Origin of the sequence: Escherichia sp. WS3063 (assembly GCF_046486595.1) — a bacterium.
Taxonomy (GTDB): Bacteria; Pseudomonadota; Gammaproteobacteria; order Enterobacterales; family Enterobacteriaceae; genus Escherichia; species Escherichia coli.
On record NZ_JBJQKY010000033.1, the window covers coordinates 35,218 to 54,814 of the forward strand.

Annotated in this window: 22 protein-coding genes and 1 pseudogene; 12 read left to right on the forward strand and 11 right to left on the reverse strand. The window is 48.1% G+C overall.

All coding sequences use genetic code 11. From position 1 onward, the window contains the following. Positions 1–33 precede the first annotated feature (33 nt). Together ACJHYW_RS22440 and ACJHYW_RS22445 are read left to right on the forward strand one after the other, a co-directional pair. A complete protein-coding gene (locus ACJHYW_RS22440) occupies positions 34–282 on the forward strand; it encodes an excisionase (RefSeq protein ID WP_000113189.1) in 249 nt (82 codons plus the stop codon). Next, the gene (locus ACJHYW_RS22445) at positions 260–1,390 is read left to right on the forward strand and encodes a phage integrase Arm DNA-binding domain-containing protein (RefSeq protein ID WP_000113696.1); all 1,131 of its coding nucleotides are present in this window, start codon (positions 260–262) and stop codon (positions 1,388–1,390) included. Before ACJHYW_RS22440 ends, ACJHYW_RS22445 begins: the two co-directional genes overlap by 23 nt. Positions 1,391–1,435: 45 nt before the next feature. Here ACJHYW_RS22445 and ompW read toward each other — a convergent pair whose 3' ends face one another. Next, positions 1,436–2,074 carry an outer membrane protein OmpW gene (gene ompW / locus ACJHYW_RS22450; protein WP_175097753.1) on the reverse strand — a complete coding sequence of 213 codons (639 nt, stop codon included), beginning with the start codon at positions 2,072–2,074 and terminating at the stop codon, positions 1,436–1,438. Between the two features lie 239 nt (positions 2,075–2,313). Between ompW and ACJHYW_RS22455 the strand changes: the two are divergent. The 4 genes and pseudogenes from ACJHYW_RS22455 to yciA form a co-directional block, all read left to right on the forward strand. Then, positions 2,314–2,403: pseudogene (locus ACJHYW_RS22455) on the forward strand (YkgJ family cysteine cluster protein); the annotation flags it as partial. Positions 2,404–2,430: 27 nt separating this feature from the next. Further along, on the forward strand, positions 2,431–3,174 hold the full coding sequence (locus ACJHYW_RS22460; RefSeq protein ID WP_000028541.1) for a YciC family protein: 744 nt from the start codon (positions 2,431–2,433) through the stop codon (positions 3,172–3,174). Positions 3,175–3,203: 29 nt separating this feature from the next. After that, complete coding sequence (locus ACJHYW_RS22465; RefSeq protein ID WP_000808667.1) at positions 3,204–3,743, forward strand: septation protein A; 540 nt, start codon at positions 3,204–3,206, stop codon at positions 3,741–3,743. A gap of 104 nt (positions 3,744–3,847) precedes the next feature. Then, a complete protein-coding gene (yciA, locus tag ACJHYW_RS22470; protein ID WP_000108160.1) occupies positions 3,848–4,246 on the forward strand; it encodes an acyl-CoA thioester hydrolase YciA in 399 nt (132 codons plus the stop codon). Positions 4,247–4,285: 39 nt separating this feature from the next. On the opposite strand, the gene tonB is transcribed toward yciA, so the two are convergent. Next, positions 4,286–5,002 (reverse strand): TonB system transport protein TonB, encoded by a 717-nt coding sequence (gene tonB / locus ACJHYW_RS22475; protein WP_001357407.1) that lies wholly within the window; start codon positions 5,000–5,002, stop codon positions 4,286–4,288. A gap of 223 nt (positions 5,003–5,225) precedes the next feature. Here tonB and ACJHYW_RS22480 point away from each other — a divergent pair, with 223 nt between their 5' ends. Both ACJHYW_RS22480 and kch read left to right on the forward strand, forming a co-directional pair. After that, positions 5,226–5,522, forward strand: a complete 297-nt coding sequence (locus ACJHYW_RS22480) for a YciI family protein (RefSeq protein ID WP_000967595.1) — start codon at positions 5,226–5,228, stop codon at positions 5,520–5,522. 299 nt (positions 5,523–5,821) lie between these two features. Beyond that, a complete protein-coding gene (kch, locus tag ACJHYW_RS22485; RefSeq protein ID WP_001361665.1) occupies positions 5,822–7,075 on the forward strand; it encodes a voltage-gated potassium channel protein in 1,254 nt (417 codons plus the stop codon). A 54-nt stretch (positions 7,076–7,129) separates the two neighbouring features. Here kch and ACJHYW_RS22490 read toward each other — a convergent pair whose 3' ends face one another. Then, complete coding sequence (locus ACJHYW_RS22490; RefSeq protein WP_001309467.1) at positions 7,130–7,303, reverse strand: YciY family protein; 174 nt, start codon at positions 7,301–7,303, stop codon at positions 7,130–7,132. Between the two features lie 142 nt (positions 7,304–7,445). On the opposite strand from ACJHYW_RS22490, the gene cls reads away from it, so the two are divergent. Both cls and ACJHYW_RS22500 read left to right on the forward strand, forming a co-directional pair. Next, positions 7,446–8,906, forward strand: a complete 1,461-nt coding sequence (gene cls, locus ACJHYW_RS22495; RefSeq protein WP_000214516.1) for a cardiolipin synthase — start codon at positions 7,446–7,448, stop codon at positions 8,904–8,906. Positions 8,907–8,940: 34 nt separating this feature from the next. Next, positions 8,941–9,270: an HI1450 family dsDNA-mimic protein gene (locus ACJHYW_RS22500; protein WP_000366959.1), complete on the forward strand. Its 330-nt coding sequence runs from the start codon at positions 8,941–8,943 to the stop codon at positions 9,268–9,270. A 52-nt stretch (positions 9,271–9,322) separates the two neighbouring features. Here ACJHYW_RS22500 and oppF read toward each other — a convergent pair whose 3' ends face one another. The 5 genes from oppF to oppA form a co-directional block, all read right to left on the reverse strand. Next, complete coding sequence (gene oppF / locus ACJHYW_RS22505; RefSeq protein WP_000994905.1) at positions 9,323–10,327, reverse strand: murein tripeptide/oligopeptide ABC transporter ATP-binding protein OppF; 1,005 nt, start codon at positions 10,325–10,327, stop codon at positions 9,323–9,325. Beyond that, positions 10,324–11,337, reverse strand: coding sequence for a murein tripeptide/oligopeptide ABC transporter ATP-binding protein OppD (oppD, locus tag ACJHYW_RS22510; protein ID WP_000110954.1), 1,014 nt, complete (start codon positions 11,335–11,337; stop codon positions 10,324–10,326). Before oppD ends, oppF begins: the two co-directional genes overlap by 4 nt. A gap of 11 nt (positions 11,338–11,348) precedes the next feature. Beyond that, on the reverse strand, positions 11,349–12,257 hold the full coding sequence (gene oppC, locus ACJHYW_RS22515) for an oligopeptide ABC transporter permease OppC (RefSeq protein WP_000979659.1): 909 nt from the start codon (positions 12,255–12,257) through the stop codon (positions 11,349–11,351). Between the two features lie 14 nt (positions 12,258–12,271). Beyond that, positions 12,272–13,192, reverse strand: a complete 921-nt coding sequence (gene oppB / locus ACJHYW_RS22520; RefSeq protein ID WP_000911112.1) for an oligopeptide ABC transporter permease OppB — start codon at positions 13,190–13,192, stop codon at positions 12,272–12,274. Between the two features lie 85 nt (positions 13,193–13,277). Continuing rightward, a complete protein-coding gene (gene oppA, locus ACJHYW_RS22525; protein WP_000182039.1) occupies positions 13,278–14,909 on the reverse strand; it encodes an oligopeptide ABC transporter substrate-binding protein OppA in 1,632 nt (543 codons plus the stop codon). Positions 14,910–15,327: 418 nt separating this feature from the next. Between oppA and ACJHYW_RS22530 the strand changes: the two genes are divergently transcribed. Beyond that, a complete protein-coding gene (locus ACJHYW_RS22530) occupies positions 15,328–15,489 on the forward strand; it encodes a hypothetical protein (RefSeq protein WP_000051908.1) in 162 nt (53 codons plus the stop codon). A 157-nt stretch (positions 15,490–15,646) separates the two neighbouring features. Here ACJHYW_RS22530 and ychE (ACJHYW_RS22535) read toward each other — a convergent pair whose 3' ends face one another. Next, positions 15,647–16,294, reverse strand: coding sequence for an NAAT family transporter YchE (gene ychE / locus ACJHYW_RS22535; RefSeq protein ID WP_000616773.1), 648 nt, complete (start codon positions 16,292–16,294; stop codon positions 15,647–15,649). 30 nt (positions 16,295–16,324) lie between these two features. Then, on the reverse strand, positions 16,325–16,378 hold the full coding sequence (gene ychE / locus ACJHYW_RS22540; RefSeq protein ID WP_212735952.1) for a hypothetical protein: 54 nt from the start codon (positions 16,376–16,378) through the stop codon (positions 16,325–16,327). Positions 16,379–16,770: 392 nt separating this feature from the next. Here ychE (ACJHYW_RS22540) and adhE point away from each other — a divergent pair, with 392 nt between their 5' ends. Next, positions 16,771–19,446 carry a bifunctional acetaldehyde-CoA/alcohol dehydrogenase gene (gene adhE / locus ACJHYW_RS22545; protein WP_000301638.1) on the forward strand — a complete coding sequence of 892 codons (2,676 nt, stop codon included), beginning with the start codon at positions 16,771–16,773 and terminating at the stop codon, positions 19,444–19,446. A gap of 54 nt (positions 19,447–19,500) precedes the next feature. On the opposite strand, the gene ACJHYW_RS22550 is transcribed toward adhE, so the two are convergent. Further along, positions 19,501–19,597: hypothetical protein (locus tag ACJHYW_RS22550; protein ID WP_223963258.1), on the reverse strand; the 97-nt coding region annotated here is incomplete at its 5' end.

Below are 19,597 nucleotides of genomic sequence, written 5' to 3' on the forward strand. Positions count from 1 at the left end.
AGTGGCGGCGACCATGATTAGCGAACGACGCTCATGGCAAGACTTATTCTGCTCACTGAGTGGGCAAAAGAGGAATTCAGTGAACCGGTCCCAACTCCGAGTACGTTAAGTAAATACGCTAAAGCCGGAATGATATTTCCTCTCCCCAAAAAAGTTGGAAGACGCTGGCGAGTGGATCCGCAAGCTCGCTTTGTCGGAATGGTAAACAAGCCGGAGGTGATCGCCACAGATCACCCTGCTTTGAAGAGGATACTGGAAGATGGCGCGCCCGCGAAAATATAAAACCAATGTTCCGGGATTATCTCCGTATTTTGACAAAAGAAATAACAAAGTTTACTGGCGTTACAGGCATCCCATAACAGGCAAAAATCACGGTCTCGGCAGTATTGACCAGAAACTGGCAGAAACTATTGCAGCAGAAGCGAACAGCCGTATTGCCCGGCAGCAAATGGAACAAATGCTCAGTCTGCAGGAGAAAATTATTAGTGATACCGGCGGTTCATCAACCGTTACCATTTTTCTGAATAATTACAGAAAAATTCAACAGGAAAGATATGAAAACGGCGAGATCAAACTCAACACGCTGAAACAGAAAGCGGCCCCTCTCAGGGTATTTGATGAACGTTTTGGCACCAGACCGTTAGATGCCATAACCGTAAAAGATGTGGTATCAGTACTGGAAGAGTACAAGGCCAGAGGACATAACAGAATGGGACAAATTTTCAGGAAGGTACTGATCGATGTTTTCCGGGAAGCTCAGCAAACGGGCGATGTCCCGCCAGGCTTTAACCCTGCAGAATCGGCAAAAAAACCGCAGGTGCGGATATCAAGACAGCGACTGACTTTTGATGAGTGGATGATGATTTATAACGCAGCGGAAAAGGATGGTTACTTTTTACAGCGCGGTATGCTGCTGGCACTGATGACAGGCCAGCGCCTTTCAGATATTTGCAAAATGCAATTTTCGGATATCCGGGATGGTTATCTTCATGTCGAACAGCAAAAAACAGGAACCCGGATTGCCATCCCTCTGGCTCTGCGTTGCGATAAATTAAATCTCACCCTGGATGATGTGGTGTCATCCTGCCGCGATTGCGTTCTTAGTCCGTGGCTATTGCACCACCATCACGCGAAAGGGACAGCTAAGCGCGGCGGGATGGTTAAGCCAGCAACATTAACCGTTGCATTTAAAAAAGCCCGGGATTCTGTGGATTACAACTGGCGTGCTAATGGCACCCCACCCTCTTTCCATGAGCAGAGATCTTTATCAGAGCGATTGTTCAGAGAGCAGGGGGTTGATACCAAAATTTTGCTGGGCCATTCGAATCAAAAAATGACCGATATTTACAACGACGCACGCGGTAAGGAATGGAAAAAACTGGTCATTTGATGACCAGTTTTGCAGAGGGGTTTTGCAGAGGTTTTGCAGAGAAAATTAAAAACGATATCCTGCGGAGAACATAAACACCCACGGATCCAGTCGTACCGAGTCTTTTACGGTAGTAACACCAGATTTGTACTTAGCCGTGGTATCGATATCCATGTACCACACTGACATGTTAACCAACCAGTCACGGTTAATCAGATAATCCACCCCCACCTGCCCGGCAGCTCCCCAGGAATCTTTCAGACTGAGATCGGAAAGCCCCGCCTCTTTGCCATCATCGTTAAATCCATTATCAAAGAAGGTGGTGTAGTTAATACCTGCCCCAACGTAAGGACGGAATTTGCTGCTGGCATCACCAAAATACCACTGCGCCATCAGTGTTGGCGGCAGATGATGAACGGTTGCAATATCGCCGGTCGCCCGGGTGCCGATTTTATGGCGGAACGGCGTCGCTGCCAGCAATTCCACACCAATGTTATCGGTCGCCATATAAGTAAACGTCAGGCCCAGTTGCGTGTTATTGGTCACGCTGAATCCACCCAGACTTCCTAACGTACCACCAGCACCTTCTGTTGGACGTACGGTTGCAGAACCTGCACGCATAAAAAATTCGCCTGCTTCATGCGCAAAGGCACTGCCAGAGAGAAGAGTTGTTACTGCCAAAGCCGCCACTGTTAACTTTTTCATATCCGCTCCGTCGTTATGGTTATAAAAACGTGACGAATATACCCACATTGGGGTAACAAATGATCCTACACAGATCACATTACATATGGTAATTCACCCTTTATTGATCTGGATTAATTTAGAAGTTGCATTGAGAATCCTGGTTAATGTGATTTAAATCAATTTTTAAATATTTTCGCTACGCAAATATTAACTCGTTCGCCACTTGCCGCGGTTTGCCCACGCCTGAAGGCCAGCTATTACCTCCGCTTTACAAAGATATGCTTTTCCATACAAGACCTGATGCTGCCACCCGAGGCTTAACCAGGGTACAATTGCCCGCTAATTAACACCTGCATAAAACTCAAGGAGAGTGCATGTCTATCACGGCGCAGTCCGTATACCGTGACACCGGAAATTTCTTCCGTAATCAATTTATGACCATTCTGTTGGTATCGTTGCTATGTGCGTTTATCACAGTGGTGTTAGGGCATGTTTTCTCACCCAGTGATGCACAGCTTGCGCAGCTCAATGACGGCGTGCCCGTTAGCGGCAGTAGTGGGTTGTTCGACCTGGTTCAGAATATGTCACCTGAACAGCAACAAATTTTGCTGCAGGCTTCAGCGGCGTCCACTTTTTCAGGATTAATCGGTAACGCCATTCTCGCCGGAGGCGTAATATTAATTATCCAGCTGGTGTCTGCGGGTCAGAGAGTCAGTGCGCTTCGAGCTATTGGTGCCAGTGCGCCGATATTGCCAAAGTTATTTATTCTGATTTTTCTGACTACCCTTTTAGTACAGATTGGCATCATGCTGGTGGTCGTTCCGGGAATTATCATGGCCATTTTACTGGCTCTGGCACCGGTGATGTTGGTACAGGACAAAATGGGCATTTTTGCCTCGATGCGTAGCAGTATGCGGCTGACATGGGCGAATATGCGTCTGGTGGCACCCGCAGTACTGAGCTGGTTGCTGGCAAAAACACTGTTGCTGCTTTTTGCCTCTTCTTTTGCCGCATTAACCCCGGAAATTGGTGCCGTACTGGCGAACACCTTGAGCAACCTGATTTCAGCCGTATTGCTCATCTATCTGTTCCGCCTGTATATGTTGATTCGCCAATAACCTTAAGCATTTGATTACGGAATCGTAAAATGAAGCAGTTTCTTGATTTTTTACCGCTGGTTGTCTTTTTCGCGTTTTACAAGATTTATGACATCTATGCGGCTACTGCGGCGCTGATCGTCGCCACGGCGATTGTGCTTATATATAGCTGGGTTCGCTTTCGTAAGGTTGAGAAGATGGCCCTGATCACTTTTGTTCTGGTGGTCGTCTTCGGTGGCTTGACCCTGTTCTTCCACAATGATGAGTTTATTAAATGGAAGGTTACTGTCATTTATGCCCTGTTTGCAGGTGCCCTGTTAGTCAGCCAATGGGTGATGAAAAAGCCGCTAATTCAGCGGATGCTGGGTAAAGAACTCACCCTGCCGCAACCGGTATGGTCGAAGCTGAATCTGGCCTGGGCTGTTTTCTTTATCCTTTGCGGTCTGGCAAACATCTACATCGCATTCTGGCTGCCGCAAAATATTTGGGTCAACTTTAAAGTCTTTGGCCTGACCGCCCTTACCTTAATCTTCACATTGTTAAGCGGTATCTATATCTACCGCCACATGCCGCAGGAAGATAAATCCTAACCAGACTGCCAGTCCTTCGGGGCTGGCGCTGTATCTCCTCTGTTCTCCTCAGGAAAATCATAGTAGCATCGCGCCTGTGATTTTCCTTTTAAGTCGGTTTTACCATGTCTACAACACATAACGTCCCTCAGGGCGATCTTGTTTTACGTACTTTAGCCATGCCCGCCGATACCAATGCCAATGGTGACATCTTTGGTGGTTGGTTAATGTCACAAATGGATATTGGCGGCGCTATTCTGGCGAAAGAAATTGCCCACGGTCGCGTAGTGACTGTGCGGGTTGAAGGAATGACTTTCTTGCGGCCGGTTGCGGTCGGCGATGTGGTGTGCTGCTATGCACGCTGTGTCCAGAAAGGGACGACATCGGTTAGCATTAATATTGAAGTGTGGGTGAAAAAAGTCGCGTCTGAACCCATCGGGCAACGCTATAAAGCGACAGAAGCATTATTTAAGTATGTCGCGGTTGATCCTGAAGGAAAACCTCGCGCCTTACCTGTTGAGTAATAATCAAAAGCCTCCGGTCGGAGGCTTTTGACTTTATGCTTACTGAATTTCGGTAGTGCCGTTAATTTTAAACAGGATATTCACCACAATCCCACTGCCTGGCTTACCCGGCTCATAACGCCATCTGCGCATCGCATTTTTCACCTCACGCTCAAACATGTTTGCAGGCTTGGCTGAGAGGATTTGTACGTTATCCACGCGACCATCTGGCGTGACATCAAATTTAACTTTAACCTGCCCTTCAATGCGCAATGCCTGTGCTCGTGCCGGATACTGCGGCTGATTACGGCTTAATGCGCGTGGTCCTGAAGCCACACTGGTAACCGGCTTGCTGGTTGCAGCCGTTGCCGTACTTGATGTCGGGCGCGCGGGTGCCGTATTTTCAAACGGTGATGCCGGACGCGACTCTACGGGTTTGACATCGCGTTTTGGCTGCTCCACCTTTTTCACCGGCTTCGGTTTTGGCTTAGGTTTCGGCTTCGGCTTTTCAATGACCACCGGAGCTTCTTTTGGCGGTTCAGGGATCGGCTCAGGTTCCGGTTCTGGCTCTACCACCGGCTCCGGTGGTGGTTGAACGGCTTGTGGCGGTTCGAGATCCGCTGGCGCAACCATCGTGACAGAAATCGGCTGCGCGGGCGCAGGTAGTTCAATAACCTGATGTACCGAGGTATAGAGCAAACCCGCCACAACAGCACCATGAATGCAGACCGAAAGTAACGTCGGCCAGGGGAAGCGGCGAGGTAAATCAAGGGTCATTGAAGTCATAATCATTTCAGTAGAAAAACCAGGCCCCGATTTTAAATGCAAATAGCAATCATATTCAATAAGGCAAGACGATCAGGATCAGTGAAAATGTCATTTTTGGCGTAATTGACCTTACTTTATGCATGGTATTAACAAAGACATCATCTTTCCGTTGCAGATCTTCGCCCTTTCAAATAACGTACTTTACAACTTTCCCGAACAAGGAGTTGTGCCTGTGTTGTATGTTATTTACGCTCAAGACAAAGCTGATAGCCTCGAAAAACGCCTTTCCGTTCGTCCGGCACATTTAGCACGTTTACAGTTACTGCATGATGAAGGTCGTTTGTTGACCGCCGGTCCAATGCCAGCAGTAGACAGTAACGATCCAGGGGCTGCGGGATTTACTGGCTCAACCGTTATTGCTGAATTTGAGTCGCTGGAAGCAGCTCAGGCCTGGGCCGATGCTGACCCGTACGTAGCGGCAGGAGTCTATGAACACGTTTCAGTGAAACCATTTAAGAAAGTGTTCTGAATAGAAATTCAATATTTAAGGGCACGGTTTTTGCAACCGTGTTCTTGTTTGGCCTTTCCTTATAGGTCGGTCAGTGCATTCACCACCACAAGCAGATAATAACTTTATCTGTATTTCTTTATATGATGTGAACATATTCAGGAAAATGCCCTTTCCTGACGCAGAGTTGCTCACTCAAAACCTTTGATTACTGCGGATAAAGTCATCTACTATTGTTTAACACATTCACGCGCTGCATGTATGTTCAGAAAATGTGCACGTTGAGATAATTAAACAAAATTGTGGTTACAGAGGTATCAGTGAGTCACTGGACTACATTCAAACAAACAGCAACAAAGTTATGGGTGACCCTACGGCACGACATTCTCGCGCTGGCCGTCTTTTTAAATGGATTGCTTATTTTTAAAACAATCTATGGTATGTCAGTCAATTTGCTTGATATTTTCCATATCAAAGCATTTTCAGAGCTGGATCTCTCCTTGCTGGCAAACGCCCCACTATTTATGCTCGGCGTATTTCTTGTCCTGAACTCCATTGGCTTACTGTTCCGGGCAAAGCTCGCATGGGCAATCAGTATCATTTTGTTGTTGATAGCGCTAATTTACACTCTGCATTTTTATCCCTGGCTGAAATTTAGTATTGGATTTTGCATTTTTACGCTGGTGTTTTTGCTGATACTGCGCAAAGACTTCTCCCACAGTAGCGCCGCAGCCGGCACAATTTTCGCATTTATTAGTTTCACGACGTTACTGTTTTACTCCACCTACGGTGCGCTTTATTTAAGCGAAGGTTTTAATCCGCGAATAGAAAGTTTGATGACCGCGTTCTATTTTTCGATAGAAACCATGTCAACCGTCGGCTATGGCGATATTGTCCCTGTTTCTGAATCAGCACGATTGTTCACTATTTCGGTCATTATTTCCGGCATTACCGTTTTTGCCACCTCTATGACCTCAATTTTTGGTCCGCTTATCCGCGGGGGATTCAACAAACTTGTAAAAGGAAACAATCATACAATGCATCGTAAAGATCATTTTATTGTTTGCGGACATTCGATTCTCGCCATCAATACGATTCTGCAACTGAATCAACGCGGACAAAACGTAACGGTTATCAGCAACTTGCCTGAAGATGATATCAAGCAACTTGAGCAACGCTTAGGCGATAACGCCGATGTTATCCCCGGTGACAGTAATGACAGTTCAGTGTTAAAGAAAGCGGGAATCGATCGTTGCCGGGCCATTCTGGCGCTGAGTGATAACGATGCAGATAACGCGTTTGTTGTACTCTCAGCAAAAGATATGAGCAGTGATGTCAAAACAGTTCTCGCCGTCAGTGATAGCAAAAACCTGAATAAGATTAAGATGGTACATCCGGATATCATTCTCTCACCACAACTGTTTGGCAGCGAAATTCTGGCGCGAGTTTTAAATGGTGAAGAGATTAATAATGATATGCTCGTTTCAATGTTGTTGAACTCCGGTCATGGCATTTTCAGCGATAACGATGAACAAGAAACGAAAGCTGAAAGTAAAGAATCGGCGCAAAGATAGAGTTTAAAGACGGAAAAGTAAACTTATTGGGCACCGCAATGGTGCCCAGAACATTTAGATATTGTAGATCGCAAACAATAACGAGTTACGCTGTTTGTTTAGAATGCACTTCCTGATGCTGTGGATACGCATATTTCGGCGCGACTGCCCCTCAAGCCAACGCGATTTACGTCGGCTAGCCTGACGCTGCATGCGCCAGCGCCCCACTTCCGTTCTACTCCGCTTCATGTTAACTACTCTATGCAATAACAGAATGGTCATTATACCCCCACCCCCGACGCTGACCAGTGCTTTTCCCGCGTTTTTATTTGCCAGATGAATCCATATGCGTAAACTCATAACAATGCGCTTTCAAAAGGATTTCTAATCTATGACAACCGTTTATACGTTGGTGAGTTGGTTGGCCATTCTGGGATACTGGTTGCTCATTGCAGGCGTAACTTTACGCATTCTAATGAAACGACGCGCAGTTCCCTCCGCGATGGCCTGGCTGTTGATTATTTACATTCTGCCGTTAGTCGGAATTATTGCCTATCTTGCTGTTGGCGAGCTCCATTTAGGCAAACGCCGCGCTGAGCGCGCCAGAGCGATGTGGCCTTCCACCGCAAAGTGGCTTAACGACCTTAAAGCCTGTAAGCATATCTTCGCCGAGGAAAATAGCAGTGTCGCTGCGCCATTATTCAAGCTTTGCGAGCGTCGTCAGGGGATCGCTGGGGTCAAAGGGAATCAGCTGCAACTGATGACCGAGTCAGATGATGTGATGCAGGCGTTAATCCGCGACATCCAGCTCGCGCGCCATAATATTGAGATGGTGTTTTATATCTGGCAGCCCGGCGGCATGGCGGACCAGGTGGCTGAATCATTAATGGCCGCTGCACGGCGTGGTATTCATTGCCGATTGATGCTCGACTCCGCCGGGAGTGTGGCTTTTTTCCGCAGCCCGTGGCCCGAGCTAATGCGTAATGCCGGTATTGAAGTGGTCGAAGCCTTAAAGGTCAATCTGATGCGTGTGTTTTTACGCCGTATGGACCTGCGCCAACATCGCAAGATGATCATGATCGATAATTACATCGCGTACACCGGCAGCATGAATATGGTCGACCCTCGCTACTTCAAACAAGATGCGGGCGTAGGGCAATGGATTGATCTGATGGCGCGTATGGAAGGCCCCATCGCCACCGCGATGGGGATTATTTATTCCTGCGACTGGGAGATTGAAACCGGAAAACGTATTCTGCCGCCGCCACCAGATGTCAATATTATGCCGTTTGAGCAGGCCAGCGGTCACACCATTCACACAATTGCTTCTGGCCCCGGCTTTCCGGAAGATCTCATTCACCAGGCATTATTGACTGCTGCTTATTCGGCTCGTGAATATTTGATCATGACAACGCCCTATTTTGTGCCAAGCGATGATTTACTTCATGCGATTTGCACGGCGGCACAGCGCGGGGTGGATGTCAGTATTATCCTTCCGCGAAAAAATGACTCGATGCTGGTCGGCTGGGCCAGTCGCGCATTCTTTACGGAACTGCTGGCCGCTGGGGTTAAAATTTATCAGTTTGAAGGCGGGTTACTGCATACCAAGAGCGTGCTGGTCGATGGTGAACTAAGTCTGGTTGGCACCGTTAACCTTGATATGCGTAGTCTGTGGCTAAATTTCGAGATTACCCTGGCAATCGACGATAAAGGTTTTGGTGCAGACCTCGCCGCCGTTCAGGACGATTATATTTCGCGTTCTCGTCTGCTCGATGCCCGTTTATGGCTAAAACGTCCATTATGGCAACGTGTCGCCGAGCGACTGTTTTACTTCTTCAGCCCGTTGCTGTAAAACGTCGCCAACAGAGGTTAAACAGGTAGTGACTATGGATATGGATCTAAACAATCGCCTGACTGAAGATGAAACGCTTGAGCAGGCCTACGATATTTTTCTCGAACTGGCTGCCGACAATCTCGATCCAGCTGATGTTCTGCTGTTCAATCTTCAGTTTGAAGAGCGCGGCGGCGCGGAGTTATTCGATCCGGCAGAAGACTGGCAGGAACATGTTGATTTCGATTTGAACCCGGACTTTTTTGCCGAAGTGGTGATTGGTCTGGCGGACAGTGAAGATGGTGAAATCAACGATGTTTTCGCCCGCATTCTGCTATGCCGCGAAAAAGATCACAAACTTTGCCATATCATCTGGCGGGAATAAATAATCGCTTTTGGAGTGAAAAAGGGCTGACAACTGTCAGCCCTTATTGTGTTTAAAGCGGATCGACTTTCAGGCAAGACACGGCGTGTCTGAAACTCCCCTCCAGCACAGGACGTGTTTTGGCACACTCCGGACCGGCAATCGGACAACGGGTACGGAAAACACAACCGGAAGGCGGGTTGATCGGCGACGGTAATTCCCCTTCCAGTAACTGGATGGTTTTGTTCTTCTCCAGATCCGGATCAGGTATGGGGACTGCCGACATCAATGCCCTGGTGTAAGGATGTAGTGGATTGTGGTAGACCTCATCATAGGTCCCCAGTTCTACCGCATGGCCGAGATACATCACTAACACACGATCGGAAATGTGTTTTACCACGGCCAGGTCGTGAGCGATAAAAATTAATGACAATCCCATCTCACGTTGTAACTGCTGGAGCAGGTTGACCACCTGCGCCTGAATTGACACATCCAGCGCCGACACCGGCTCATCACAGATAATCAGCTTCGGTTCAAGAATAAGTGCACGTGCAATCCCGATACGCTGGCACTGCCCACCAGAGAACTCATGCGGATAGCGGTTAATCAGGTTAGGCAATAACCCGACTTTCAGCATCATCGCCTTCACGCGCTCGCGAACTTCCTGGCGTGACATTTTCGGATGATAAGTACGCAGTGGTTCAGCGATGATCTCGCCGATGGTCATACGCGGGTTCAGCGATGCCAACGGATCCTGGAAAATCATCTGAATATCACTGCGAACGGCACGCCATTCATCGGGCTTCATGCCCAGCAACTCTTTACCTAACCAGGCAACATGACCGTCGGTCGCCTTGACCAAACCGATGATGGCGCGAGCAAAGGTGGACTTACCGCATCCCGATTCCCCTACCACACCTAATGTTTCCCCTTCATACAGGCGAAGCGTGACACCATCGACGGCTTTGAGCGTTTTCGGCGGTTGCCAGAACCACTGCTTGCCATCTTTGATTTCAAAATGCACTTTCAGATCGGCGATTTCGAGGAGGACTTTTCTTCCTTCGGTTACAGCATTCATAACAGTTCCTCCACCGGTTTAAAGCAAGCACGCAGACGGCCAGGCGTAAACTCTTCCAGCGGCGGTGCGCTACTACAAATTTCCATCGCATGCGGACAACGTGGCTGGAACGGGCAACCTTTCGGTAATCGCAGCAGGTTTGGCGGATTACCCGGAATAGTCAACATTGTTTCACCTTCCGCATCGAGACGCGGCACCGCGTTGAGCAAACCGATAGAATAAGGATGAACGGGTTGATAAAAGACATCGCGCGCGTTGCCATATTCCATCGTGCGCCCGGCGTACATTACCAGCACTTTGTCGCAGATCCCCGCCACCACGCCAAGATCGTGGGTAATCATAATGATGGCGGTATTAAATTCCCGCTTCAGTTCATTCAATAGCGTCATGATCTGCGCCTGTACGGTGACGTCCAGCGCAGTAGTGGGTTCATCCGCAATCAGCAGCTTAGGTCGACATAGCAATGCCATCGCAATCATAACTCGCTGACGCATGCCGCCAGAAAATTCGTGCGGGTACATTTTCATGCGTTTACGCGCTTCCGGCATTTTTACCGCATCGAGCATCCGCACCGACTCTTCAAACGCCTCAGCTTTGCTCATGTTCTTATGCAGCATCAGCACTTCCATCAACTGCTCACCGACGCGCATATAGGGATTCAACGAAGTCATTGGGTCCTGAAAAATCATTGAGATTTGTTCAGCTCGCAGTTTATTGAGTTCACGCTCTGGCAAATTGAGGATTTCACGCCCATTGAAGGTTGCCGATCCGCCAATACGTCCGTTGGCAGCCAACAGGCCCATCAACGCAAATGCGGTTTGCGATTTGCCCGAACCAGACTCACCTACGATGCCCAGCGTTTCTCCGGCACGTAGGGAAAAATTCAAATCATTGACCGCCGTGACGTCGCCGTCCGGGGTACTAAAGGTGACACGCAAATCTTTCACGTTCAGCAGTGCGTCAGCCTGTTGTTGTGCGAGCGGCACAGTTGCAGTTTCAATTACGCTCATGGCTGCACTCCTTAACGATCTTTCGGGTCGAGGGCATCACGCAAGCCATCGCCGATAAAGTTGAAACAAAATAGCGTCACCACGAGGAATCCCGCTGGGAACAACAGTAACCATGGAGAGACTTCCATCGAGTTCGCGCCATCACTCAGCAATGCGCCCCAGCTGCTTAACGGCTCTTGCGTCCCCAACCCCAGGAAGCTAAGGAAAGATTCAAAGAGGATCATGCTGGGCACCAATAGCGATGCGTAGACCACCACCACACCGAGTACGTTCGGCACAATGTGGCGAATAACAATGCCCGGCGTCGATACACCGCCAACTTGTGCCGCCTCAATAAACTCTTTGCGCTTCAGACTCAGGGTTTGCCCACGCACAATACGAGCCATATCCAGCCAGGAAACCATGCCAATCGCCACGAAAATCAGCAGGATGTTTTGACCGAAAAAGGTCACCAGCAAAATGACGAAGAACATGAATGGGAAGGAGTTGAGGATTTCCAGCAGACGCATCATTACCGAATCCACTTTACCGCCCAGATAACCGGAAAGCGAACCATAAAGTGTCCCCACGACCACTGCCACCAGTGCCGCAGCAACACCGACCATGAGTGAGATACGCCCGCCAATCGCAACGCGCACAAGCAGGTCGCGACCAGATGAGTCAGTACCAAAGTAGTGACCGGACTCCATATCCGGGGCGCTGGACATCATCGCCCAGTCAGTATCGTCATAGGCAAACTGCGAAAGCATCGGTGCCAGGATGACAAATAACGCGATCAGCACCAGCACTATCAGACTGGCAACCGCCGCACGGTTATGCATAAAACGTCGACGTGCGTCCTGCCACAAGCTGCGCCCTTCGACCTCCAGCTTTTCACTGAAATTTTCCAGCGTCTCGCTGTTTTTCTTACTTAACATCATCGCGAGCTCCAGTATCAGTAACGGATTTTCGGGTCGATAACCGCATATAGCACATCGACAATGGCATTAAACAAAATGGTTAACGCGCCAACCAGAATGGTCAGACTTAACACTAAGGAATAGTCACGGTTCAATGCGCCATTAACGAACAATTGCCCAATCCCCGGCAAACCATAAATGGTTTCGATAACCATAGAACCGGTAATAATGCCGACAAATGCGGGCCCCATATAGGAGAGCACGGGTAACAGAGCAGGTTTTAATGCGTGGCGTAAAATGATCCGCCGCATAGGTAACCCTTTCGCCCGGGCAGTACGAATAAAGTTGGAGTGTAAAACCTCAATCATAGAGCCACGGGTAATACGCGCAATACTGGCGATATAGGCGAGTGATAACGCCACCATTGGCAATATCATGAATTTAAGCGCTCCACCATTCCAGCCACCGCCCGGCAGCCAATGCAAAATGATCGCAAATATCATGACTAATAATGGCGCAACCACAAAACTGGGGATAACAACCCCGGTCATTGCCAGCCCCATCACGGTATAGTCCCATTTGGTGTTTTGCTTTAATGCGGCAATAACGCCAGCACTAACACCCAGTATTACCGCAAGAAAAAATGCTGCGGCTCCCAGTTTGGCAGAAACGGGAAAACTGGATGCAACCAGGTCATTGACCGAATAATCTTTATATTTAAACGATGGACCGAAATCGCCATGCGCCAGTTGTTTCAGGTAGCTGAAATACTGTGTCATGATCGGATCATTTAGATGATATTTCGCTTCGATATTGGCCATCACTTCCGGTGGTAAAGTACGTTCGCCGGTAAAAGGACTGCCCGGCGCGAGGCGCATCATAAAGAACGAAATAGTAATAAGAATAAATAGCGTCGGAATCGCTTCCAGACAGCGACGTAGAATAAATTTTAACATTGCCCTACCTTCTGGCCTGTGCCTTCTGTAATGCGATAAAAATCAGACACCGTGGAGCAGGACACGCCTGCCCCACGTATTGCCATTAGTGCTTCACAATGTACATATTCCGGGTGTAGGTATTATCCAGCGGATCTTTGCCGGTATAGCCACCAACCCACGGTTTCACCAAACGCGCATTCACGTAGTAATAAACAGGAACAATGGCCGAATCCTTATCCAGCTGTTGTTCTGCTTTAGTGTACAGAGCTGTGCGCTGCGCCTCGTCAGTCGCTTTCAGCGTTTCCGCCATAATGCTGTCAAAGGCCGGGCTCTTATAATGCGCGGTATTCATCGAGCTGTTCGACAGCATGGTGTTCAGGAAGGAAGTTGGTTCGTTGTAGTCTGCACACCAGCCTGCACGGGCCACATCAAAAGTGCCCTGGTGACGGGTGTCGAGGAACGTTTTCCACTCCTGGTTAACCAGTTTGACGTTTACACCAATGTTTTTCTTCCACAATGAAGAGGCAGCAATCGCCAGCTTTTTATGCAGATCGGAGGTGTTATACAACAGGTTGATGGTCAACGGTTTGTCTGCGGTATAACCCGCTTCAGCCAGCAGTTTTTTCGCTTCTTCGTTACGTTTTTCCTGGCTCCAGCCAAACCATTCCGGCTGAGTCAATTTTGCGCCATCAGTATATGGTGGAGTGTAACCATAGGCGGGCATGTCGCCCTGCGCTTTCACTTTATTAACAATGATATCGCGGTCCATACCCAATTTCAGTGCGGTACGCACACGCACGTCATTAAATGGCGGTTTCTGGTTGTTAATTTCGTAATAGTAAGTGCACAGGTATGGATCAACGTGAACTTCGTCCGGGATCTCTTTTTTCAGCTTCTGGAACAATTCGATCGGCATGTTGTTATAAGTCATGTCGATTTCACCACTACGGTAGCGATTGACATCGGTAACTTCAGAAGCAATAGGCAAATAGGTTACCTGGTTAATAACGGTTTTCGCGTTGTTCCAGTAGGTCGGGCTGCGTTCAAGAACGATTCGTTCGTTTACGACCCAATCTTTTAAGGTATAGGCACCGTTGGTGACGATATTACCAGGCTGGGTCCATTTTTCGCCGAATTTCTCGATAGCGGCTTTTGGCACCGGTGAAGTTGATGGGTGAACAAGTAATTTATAGAAGTACGGAACAGGTTCACTTAAGGTGACTTCTAATGTGTGATCATCAATAGCTTTCACGCCGAGATCGGTAATCGGTTTTTTCCCTTCAAGAATTTCATCAATACCGGCGATATGCCCATATTGCAGATAACTGGCATACGGAGAAGCGGTGTTCGGATCAACAGAACGTTGCCAGCTATACACAAAGTCTTGGGCTGTGACTGGCGTGCCATCAGACCATTTCGCATCTTTACGCAAATGGAAGGTCCAGACTTTCGCGTCTTTATTATCCCAGGATTCAGCGACGCCAGGTGCCGGATGGCCGTCAAGATCGCTGACCAGTAAGCCTTCAAACAGGTCTCGGCTGATATTAGACTCCGGAACACCTTCAATTTTGTGCGGATCTAATGACTGAACTTCTGAACCATTGTTACGTACCAGCGTTTGTTTTTCCGCCAGTGTGACGCCTGCGGGTACATCAGCTGCCAGCGCGACATTCCCTGCCATAAGCGCAGCCAGAACGCCAGCTGCTACTAAACTTCTCTTGGTGATGTTGGTCATTGTTTTTTGGACTCCCTCATTATAATTACTGGTATTAACCAGCATGTGTAATCCCGGATTGGGACCCTGCACAGGCTCGGAGACTTTCTGCTGTCAGGTTACTTTATCGTTACGTATTACTATCACCGACTTTATTTATTCTGGTGATTCAGACGATCACCTTATGTCGATTCGTACTGTGTCTCCCCTGTCGAGACACATTATTCTTTCGCGACGATCTTTAATTGTTAATTATTCTCATTACCAATAAAGAATCGCCTGGCGGTTGCCCGGAAAGTACCAAATGCGGTTCTTACTCGCCAATACATTTTGCAAAATTGTTAAGCAATTCTCTTTTATTGACCGTATCAGAATCTATAGCTTGCATCCATGCCTTAACAAACATCTTTCAATTCAATCAAATAGAGGTTGGTTAAGCATGTCTCTCTTTTCTGATTACAGTTCCAGTAGTGAAATGCACAATGATTTAACAATTGATTATTATTTAGCACTTTCCTCTACCAAAGGCAGTGGAATTACTAATATCATTTCAATTATTCTTCAGCAAGCCCAGGATTATGATGTGGCGAAAATAACATGATGGTGAGGAGAAGCAGTTAGGGAAATCCTTATAACTAACTGTAATTTGAGAAGAATATTTTTACCTATTCCTTTTGCTTTTGATAACTGCGCGGGAACAAAGTAAAAATAATGACGAAGTAAACGGAGCATGGCAGCTCCGTTTCATTTGAAAGGAATTAATTAAGCAGGCCGGGGAAAATCCCCTTAATACCAGTAACGATAAATTCAATCCCCAATGCCATCAGCAATAGCCCCATAATACGCGTAATCACGTTGATGCCGGTCTGGCGTAAAACTCGTACAAGCCACGGTGCCATGCGGAACAATCCCCAGCAACATAAAGCGAACAATGCAATAGCCACAAAGAAACCAAACAGATAGCTAATGCTGTGATAACGCGTACCCCAGACGATGGTAGAACTGATCGCCCCTGGCCCCGCCATCAACGGCAACGCCAATGGCACCACACCAATGCTTTCACGTACCGCGGTTTCTGATTTTTCTTGCTTGTTCTGTTTATCCTCACCAAGCTTGCCGCTGATCATCGACATCGCTATTGTCACCACCAGGATGCCACCGGCGATACGGAATGAATCAATTGATATACCAAAAAGTTGTAGAATCGTGTCGCCGAGAAAAAGCGAGATCCACAAGATAATGGCCACAGACAGGTTGGCTGTAAGGTTCGTTTTGTTTCGCGCTGCCGCTGTCTGATAACTGGTCATGCTGATAAAGACGGGAATAATCCCTACCGGGTTGACCAGCGCAAATAACCCGATGAAAAATTTGAAGTAAACGGGAAAATCAAAAAGGGTCTGAATCACGGTTAGCTCCGAAGCAAAAGCCGGATAATGTTAGCCATAAATAAGGTTGAAAAGACGCACTGACAATACGCCTTTTGACAGCATTTTTCACCTCCTAACTACTTAAAATTGCTATCATTCGTTATTGTTATCTAGTTGTGCAAAACATGCTAATGTAGCCAACAAATCATACTACAATTTATTAACTGTTAGCTATAATGGCGAAAAGCCATGCTGAAAGGTGTCAGCTTTGCAAAATTTTGATTTGGATCACGTAATCAGTACCCAGAAGTGAGTAATCTTGCTTACGCCACCTGGAAGTGACGCATTAGAGATAATAACTCTAATGTTTAAACTCTTTTAGTAAATCACAGTGAGTGTGAGCGCGAGTAAGCTTTTGATTTCCATCGGTTAAGCAAATCATCACCGCACTGACTATACTCTCGTATTCGAGCAGATGATTTACTAAAAAAGTTTAACATTATCAGGAGAGCATTATGGCTGTTACTAATGTCGCTGAACTTAACGCACTCGTAGAGCGTGTAAAAAAAGCCCAGCGTGAATATGCCAGTTTCACTCAAGAGCAAGTAGACAAAATCTTCCGCGCCGCCGCTCTGGCTGCTGCAGATGCTCGAATCCCACTCGCGAAAATGGCCGTTGCCGAATCCGGCATGGGTATCGTCGAAGATAAAGTGATCAAAAACCACTTTGCTTCTGAATATATCTACAACGCCTATAAAGATGAAAAAACCTGTGGTGTTCTGTCTGAAGACGACACTTTTGGTACCATCACTATCGCTGAACCAATCGGTATTATTTGCGGTATCGTTCCGACCACTAACCCGACTTCAACTGCTATCTTCAAATCGCTGATCAGCCTGAAGACCCGTAACGCCATTATCTTCTCCCCGCACCCGCGTGCAAAAGATGCAACCAACAAAGCAGCTGATATCGTTCTGCAGGCTGCTATCGCTGCCGGTGCTCCGAAAGATCTGATCGGCTGGATCGATCAACCTTCTGTTGAACTGTCTAACGCACTGATGCACCACCCAGACATCAACCTGATCCTCGCGACTGGTGGTCCGGGCATGGTTAAAGCCGCATACAGCTCCGGTAAACCAGCTATCGGCGTAGGCGCGGGCAACACTCCAGTTGTTATCGATGAAACTGCTGATATCAAACGTGCAGTTGCATCTGTACTGATGTCCAAAACCTTCGACAACGGCGTAATCTGTGCTTCTGAACAGTCTGTTGTTGTTGTTGACTCTGTTTATGACGCAGTACGTGAACGTTTCGCAACCCACGGTGGCTATCTGTTGCAGGGTAAAGAGCTGAAAGCTGTTCAGGACGTTATCCTGAAAAACGGTGCGCTGAACGCGGCTATCGTTGGTCAGCCAGCCCATAAAATTGCTGAACTGGCAGGCTTCTCTGTACCAGAAAACACCAAGATTCTGATCGGTGAAGTGACCGTTGTTGATGAAAGCGAACCGTTCGCACATGAAAAACTGTCCCCAACTCTGGCAATGTACCGCGCTAAAGATTTCGAAGACGCGGTAGAAAAAGCAGAGAAACTGGTAGCTATGGGCGGTATCGGTCATACCTCTTGCCTGTACACTGACCAGGATAACCAACCGGCTCGCGTTTCTTACTTCGGTCAGAAAATGAAAACGGCTCGTATCCTGATTAACACCCCGGCTTCTCAGGGTGGTATCGGTGACCTGTATAACTTCAAACTCGCACCTTCCCTAACTCTGGGTTGTGGTTCCTGGGGTGGTAACTCCATCTCTGAAAACGTTGGTCCGAAACACCTGATCAACAAGAAAACCGTTGCTAAGCGAGCTGAAAACATGTTGTGGCACAAACTTCCGAAATCTATCTACTTCCGCCGTGGCTCTCTGCCAATCGCGCTGGATGAAGTGATTACTGATGGCCACAAACGTGCGCTCATCGTGACTGACCGCTTCCTGTTCAACAATGGTTATGCTGATCAGATCACTTCCGTACTGAAAGCAGCAGGCGTTGAAACTGAAGTCTTCTTCGAAGTAGAAGCTGACCCGACCCTGAGCATCGTTCGTAAAGGTGCAGAACTGGCAAACTCCTTCAAACCAGACGTGATTATCGCGCTGGGTGGTGGTTCCCCGATGGACGCCGCGAAGATCATGTGGGTCATGTACGAACATCCGGAAACTCACTTCGAAGAACTGGCGCTGCGCTTTATGGATATCCGTAAACGTATCTACAAGTTCCCGAAAATGGGCGTGAAAGCGAAAATGATCGCTGTCACCACCACTTCTGGTACAGGTTCTGAAGTCACTCCATTTGCGGTTGTAACTGACGACGCTACTGGTCAGAAATATCCGCTGGCAGACTATGCGCTGACCCCGGATATGGCGATTGTCGATGCCAACCTGGTTATGGACATGCCGAAGTCTCTGTGTGCTTTCGGTGGTCTGGACGCAGTAACTCACGCCATGGAAGCTTATGTTTCTGTACTGGCATCTGAGTTCTCTGATGGTCAGGCTCTGCAGGCGCTGAAACTGCTGAAAGAATATCTGCCAGCGTCCTACCACGAAGGATCTAAAAATCCGGTAGCGCGTGAACGTGTTCACAGTGCAGCAACTATCGCGGGTATCGCGTTTGCGAACGCCTTCCTGGGTGTATGTCACTCAATGGCGCACAAACTGGGTTCCCAGTTCCATATTCCGCACGGTCTGGCAAACGCCCTGCTGATTTGTAACGTTATTCGCTACAACGCGAACGACAACCCGACCAAGCAGACTGCATTCAGCCAGTATGACCGTCCGCAGGCTCGCCGTCGTTATGCTGAAATTGCTGACCACCTGGGTCTGAGCGCACCGGGCGACCGTACTGCTGCTAAGATCGAGAAACTGCTGGCATGGCTGGAAACGCTGAAAGCTGAACTGGGTATTCCGAAATCTATCCGTGAAGCTGGCGTTCAGGAAGCAGACTTCCTGGCGAATGTGGATAAACTGTCTGAAGATGCATTCGATGACCAGTGCACCGGCGCTAACCCGCGTTACCCACTGATCTCCGAGCTGAAACAGATTCTGCTGGATACCTACTACGGTCGTGATTATGTAGAAGGTGAAACTGCAGCGAAAAAAGAAGCCGCTCCGGCTAAAGCTGAGAAAAAAGCGAAGAAATCCGCTTAATCAGTAGCGCTGTCTGGCAACATAAACGGTCCCTTCTGGGGTAATGCCAGTCAGTTAAGCAACTGACTGGCTCTTTTTCGGGGCTGTGGGGTATTTCCAGGGCCTCTCCTTTACCACTCTCGGGAAGGCCCTTTCCCTTCTTGTCGGTAAT

What these genes read in the sequence shown, in the direction of transcription:
- cls (WP_000214516.1), top strand. Translation starts at nt 7,446, where the DNA reads ATGACAACCGTTTATACGTTGGTGAGTTGGTTGGCCATTCTGGGATAC.
- ACJHYW_RS22440 (WP_000113189.1), top strand. Translation starts at nt 34, where the DNA reads ATGGCAAGACTTATTCTGCTCACTGAGTGGGCAAAAGAGGAATTCAGT.
- oppF (WP_000994905.1), bottom strand. Translation starts at nt 10,327, where the DNA reads ATGAATGCTGTAACCGAAGGAAGAAAAGTCCTCCTCGAAATCGCCGAT.
- ACJHYW_RS22445 (WP_000113696.1), top strand. Translation starts at nt 260, where the DNA reads ATGGCGCGCCCGCGAAAATATAAAACCAATGTTCCGGGATTATCTCCG.
- tonB (WP_001357407.1), bottom strand. Translation starts at nt 5,002, where the DNA reads ATGACCCTTGATTTACCTCGCCGCTTCCCCTGGCCGACGTTACTTTCG.
- oppA (WP_000182039.1), bottom strand. Translation starts at nt 14,909, where the DNA reads ATGACCAACATCACCAAGAGAAGTTTAGTAGCAGCTGGCGTTCTGGCT.
- ACJHYW_RS22490 (WP_001309467.1), bottom strand. Translation starts at nt 7,303, where the DNA reads ATGAAGCGGAGTAGAACGGAAGTGGGGCGCTGGCGCATGCAGCGTCAG.
- yciA (WP_000108160.1), top strand. Translation starts at nt 3,848, where the DNA reads ATGTCTACAACACATAACGTCCCTCAGGGCGATCTTGTTTTACGTACT.
- ACJHYW_RS22465 (WP_000808667.1), top strand. Translation starts at nt 3,204, where the DNA reads ATGAAGCAGTTTCTTGATTTTTTACCGCTGGTTGTCTTTTTCGCGTTT.
- adhE (WP_000301638.1), top strand. Translation starts at nt 16,771, where the DNA reads ATGGCTGTTACTAATGTCGCTGAACTTAACGCACTCGTAGAGCGTGTA.
- ACJHYW_RS22530 (WP_000051908.1), top strand. Translation starts at nt 15,328, where the DNA reads ATGTCTCTCTTTTCTGATTACAGTTCCAGTAGTGAAATGCACAATGAT.
- ACJHYW_RS22460 (WP_000028541.1), top strand. Translation starts at nt 2,431, where the DNA reads ATGTCTATCACGGCGCAGTCCGTATACCGTGACACCGGAAATTTCTTC.
- ompW (WP_175097753.1), bottom strand. Translation starts at nt 2,074, where the DNA reads ATGAAAAAGTTAACAGTGGCGGCTTTGGCAGTAACAACTCTTCTCTCT.
- oppD (WP_000110954.1), bottom strand. Translation starts at nt 11,337, where the DNA reads ATGAGCGTAATTGAAACTGCAACTGTGCCGCTCGCACAACAACAGGCT.
- ACJHYW_RS22500 (WP_000366959.1), top strand. Translation starts at nt 8,941, where the DNA reads ATGGATATGGATCTAAACAATCGCCTGACTGAAGATGAAACGCTTGAG.
- oppB (WP_000911112.1), bottom strand. Translation starts at nt 13,192, where the DNA reads ATGTTAAAATTTATTCTACGTCGCTGTCTGGAAGCGATTCCGACGCTA.
- oppC (WP_000979659.1), bottom strand. Translation starts at nt 12,257, where the DNA reads ATGATGTTAAGTAAGAAAAACAGCGAGACGCTGGAAAATTTCAGTGAA.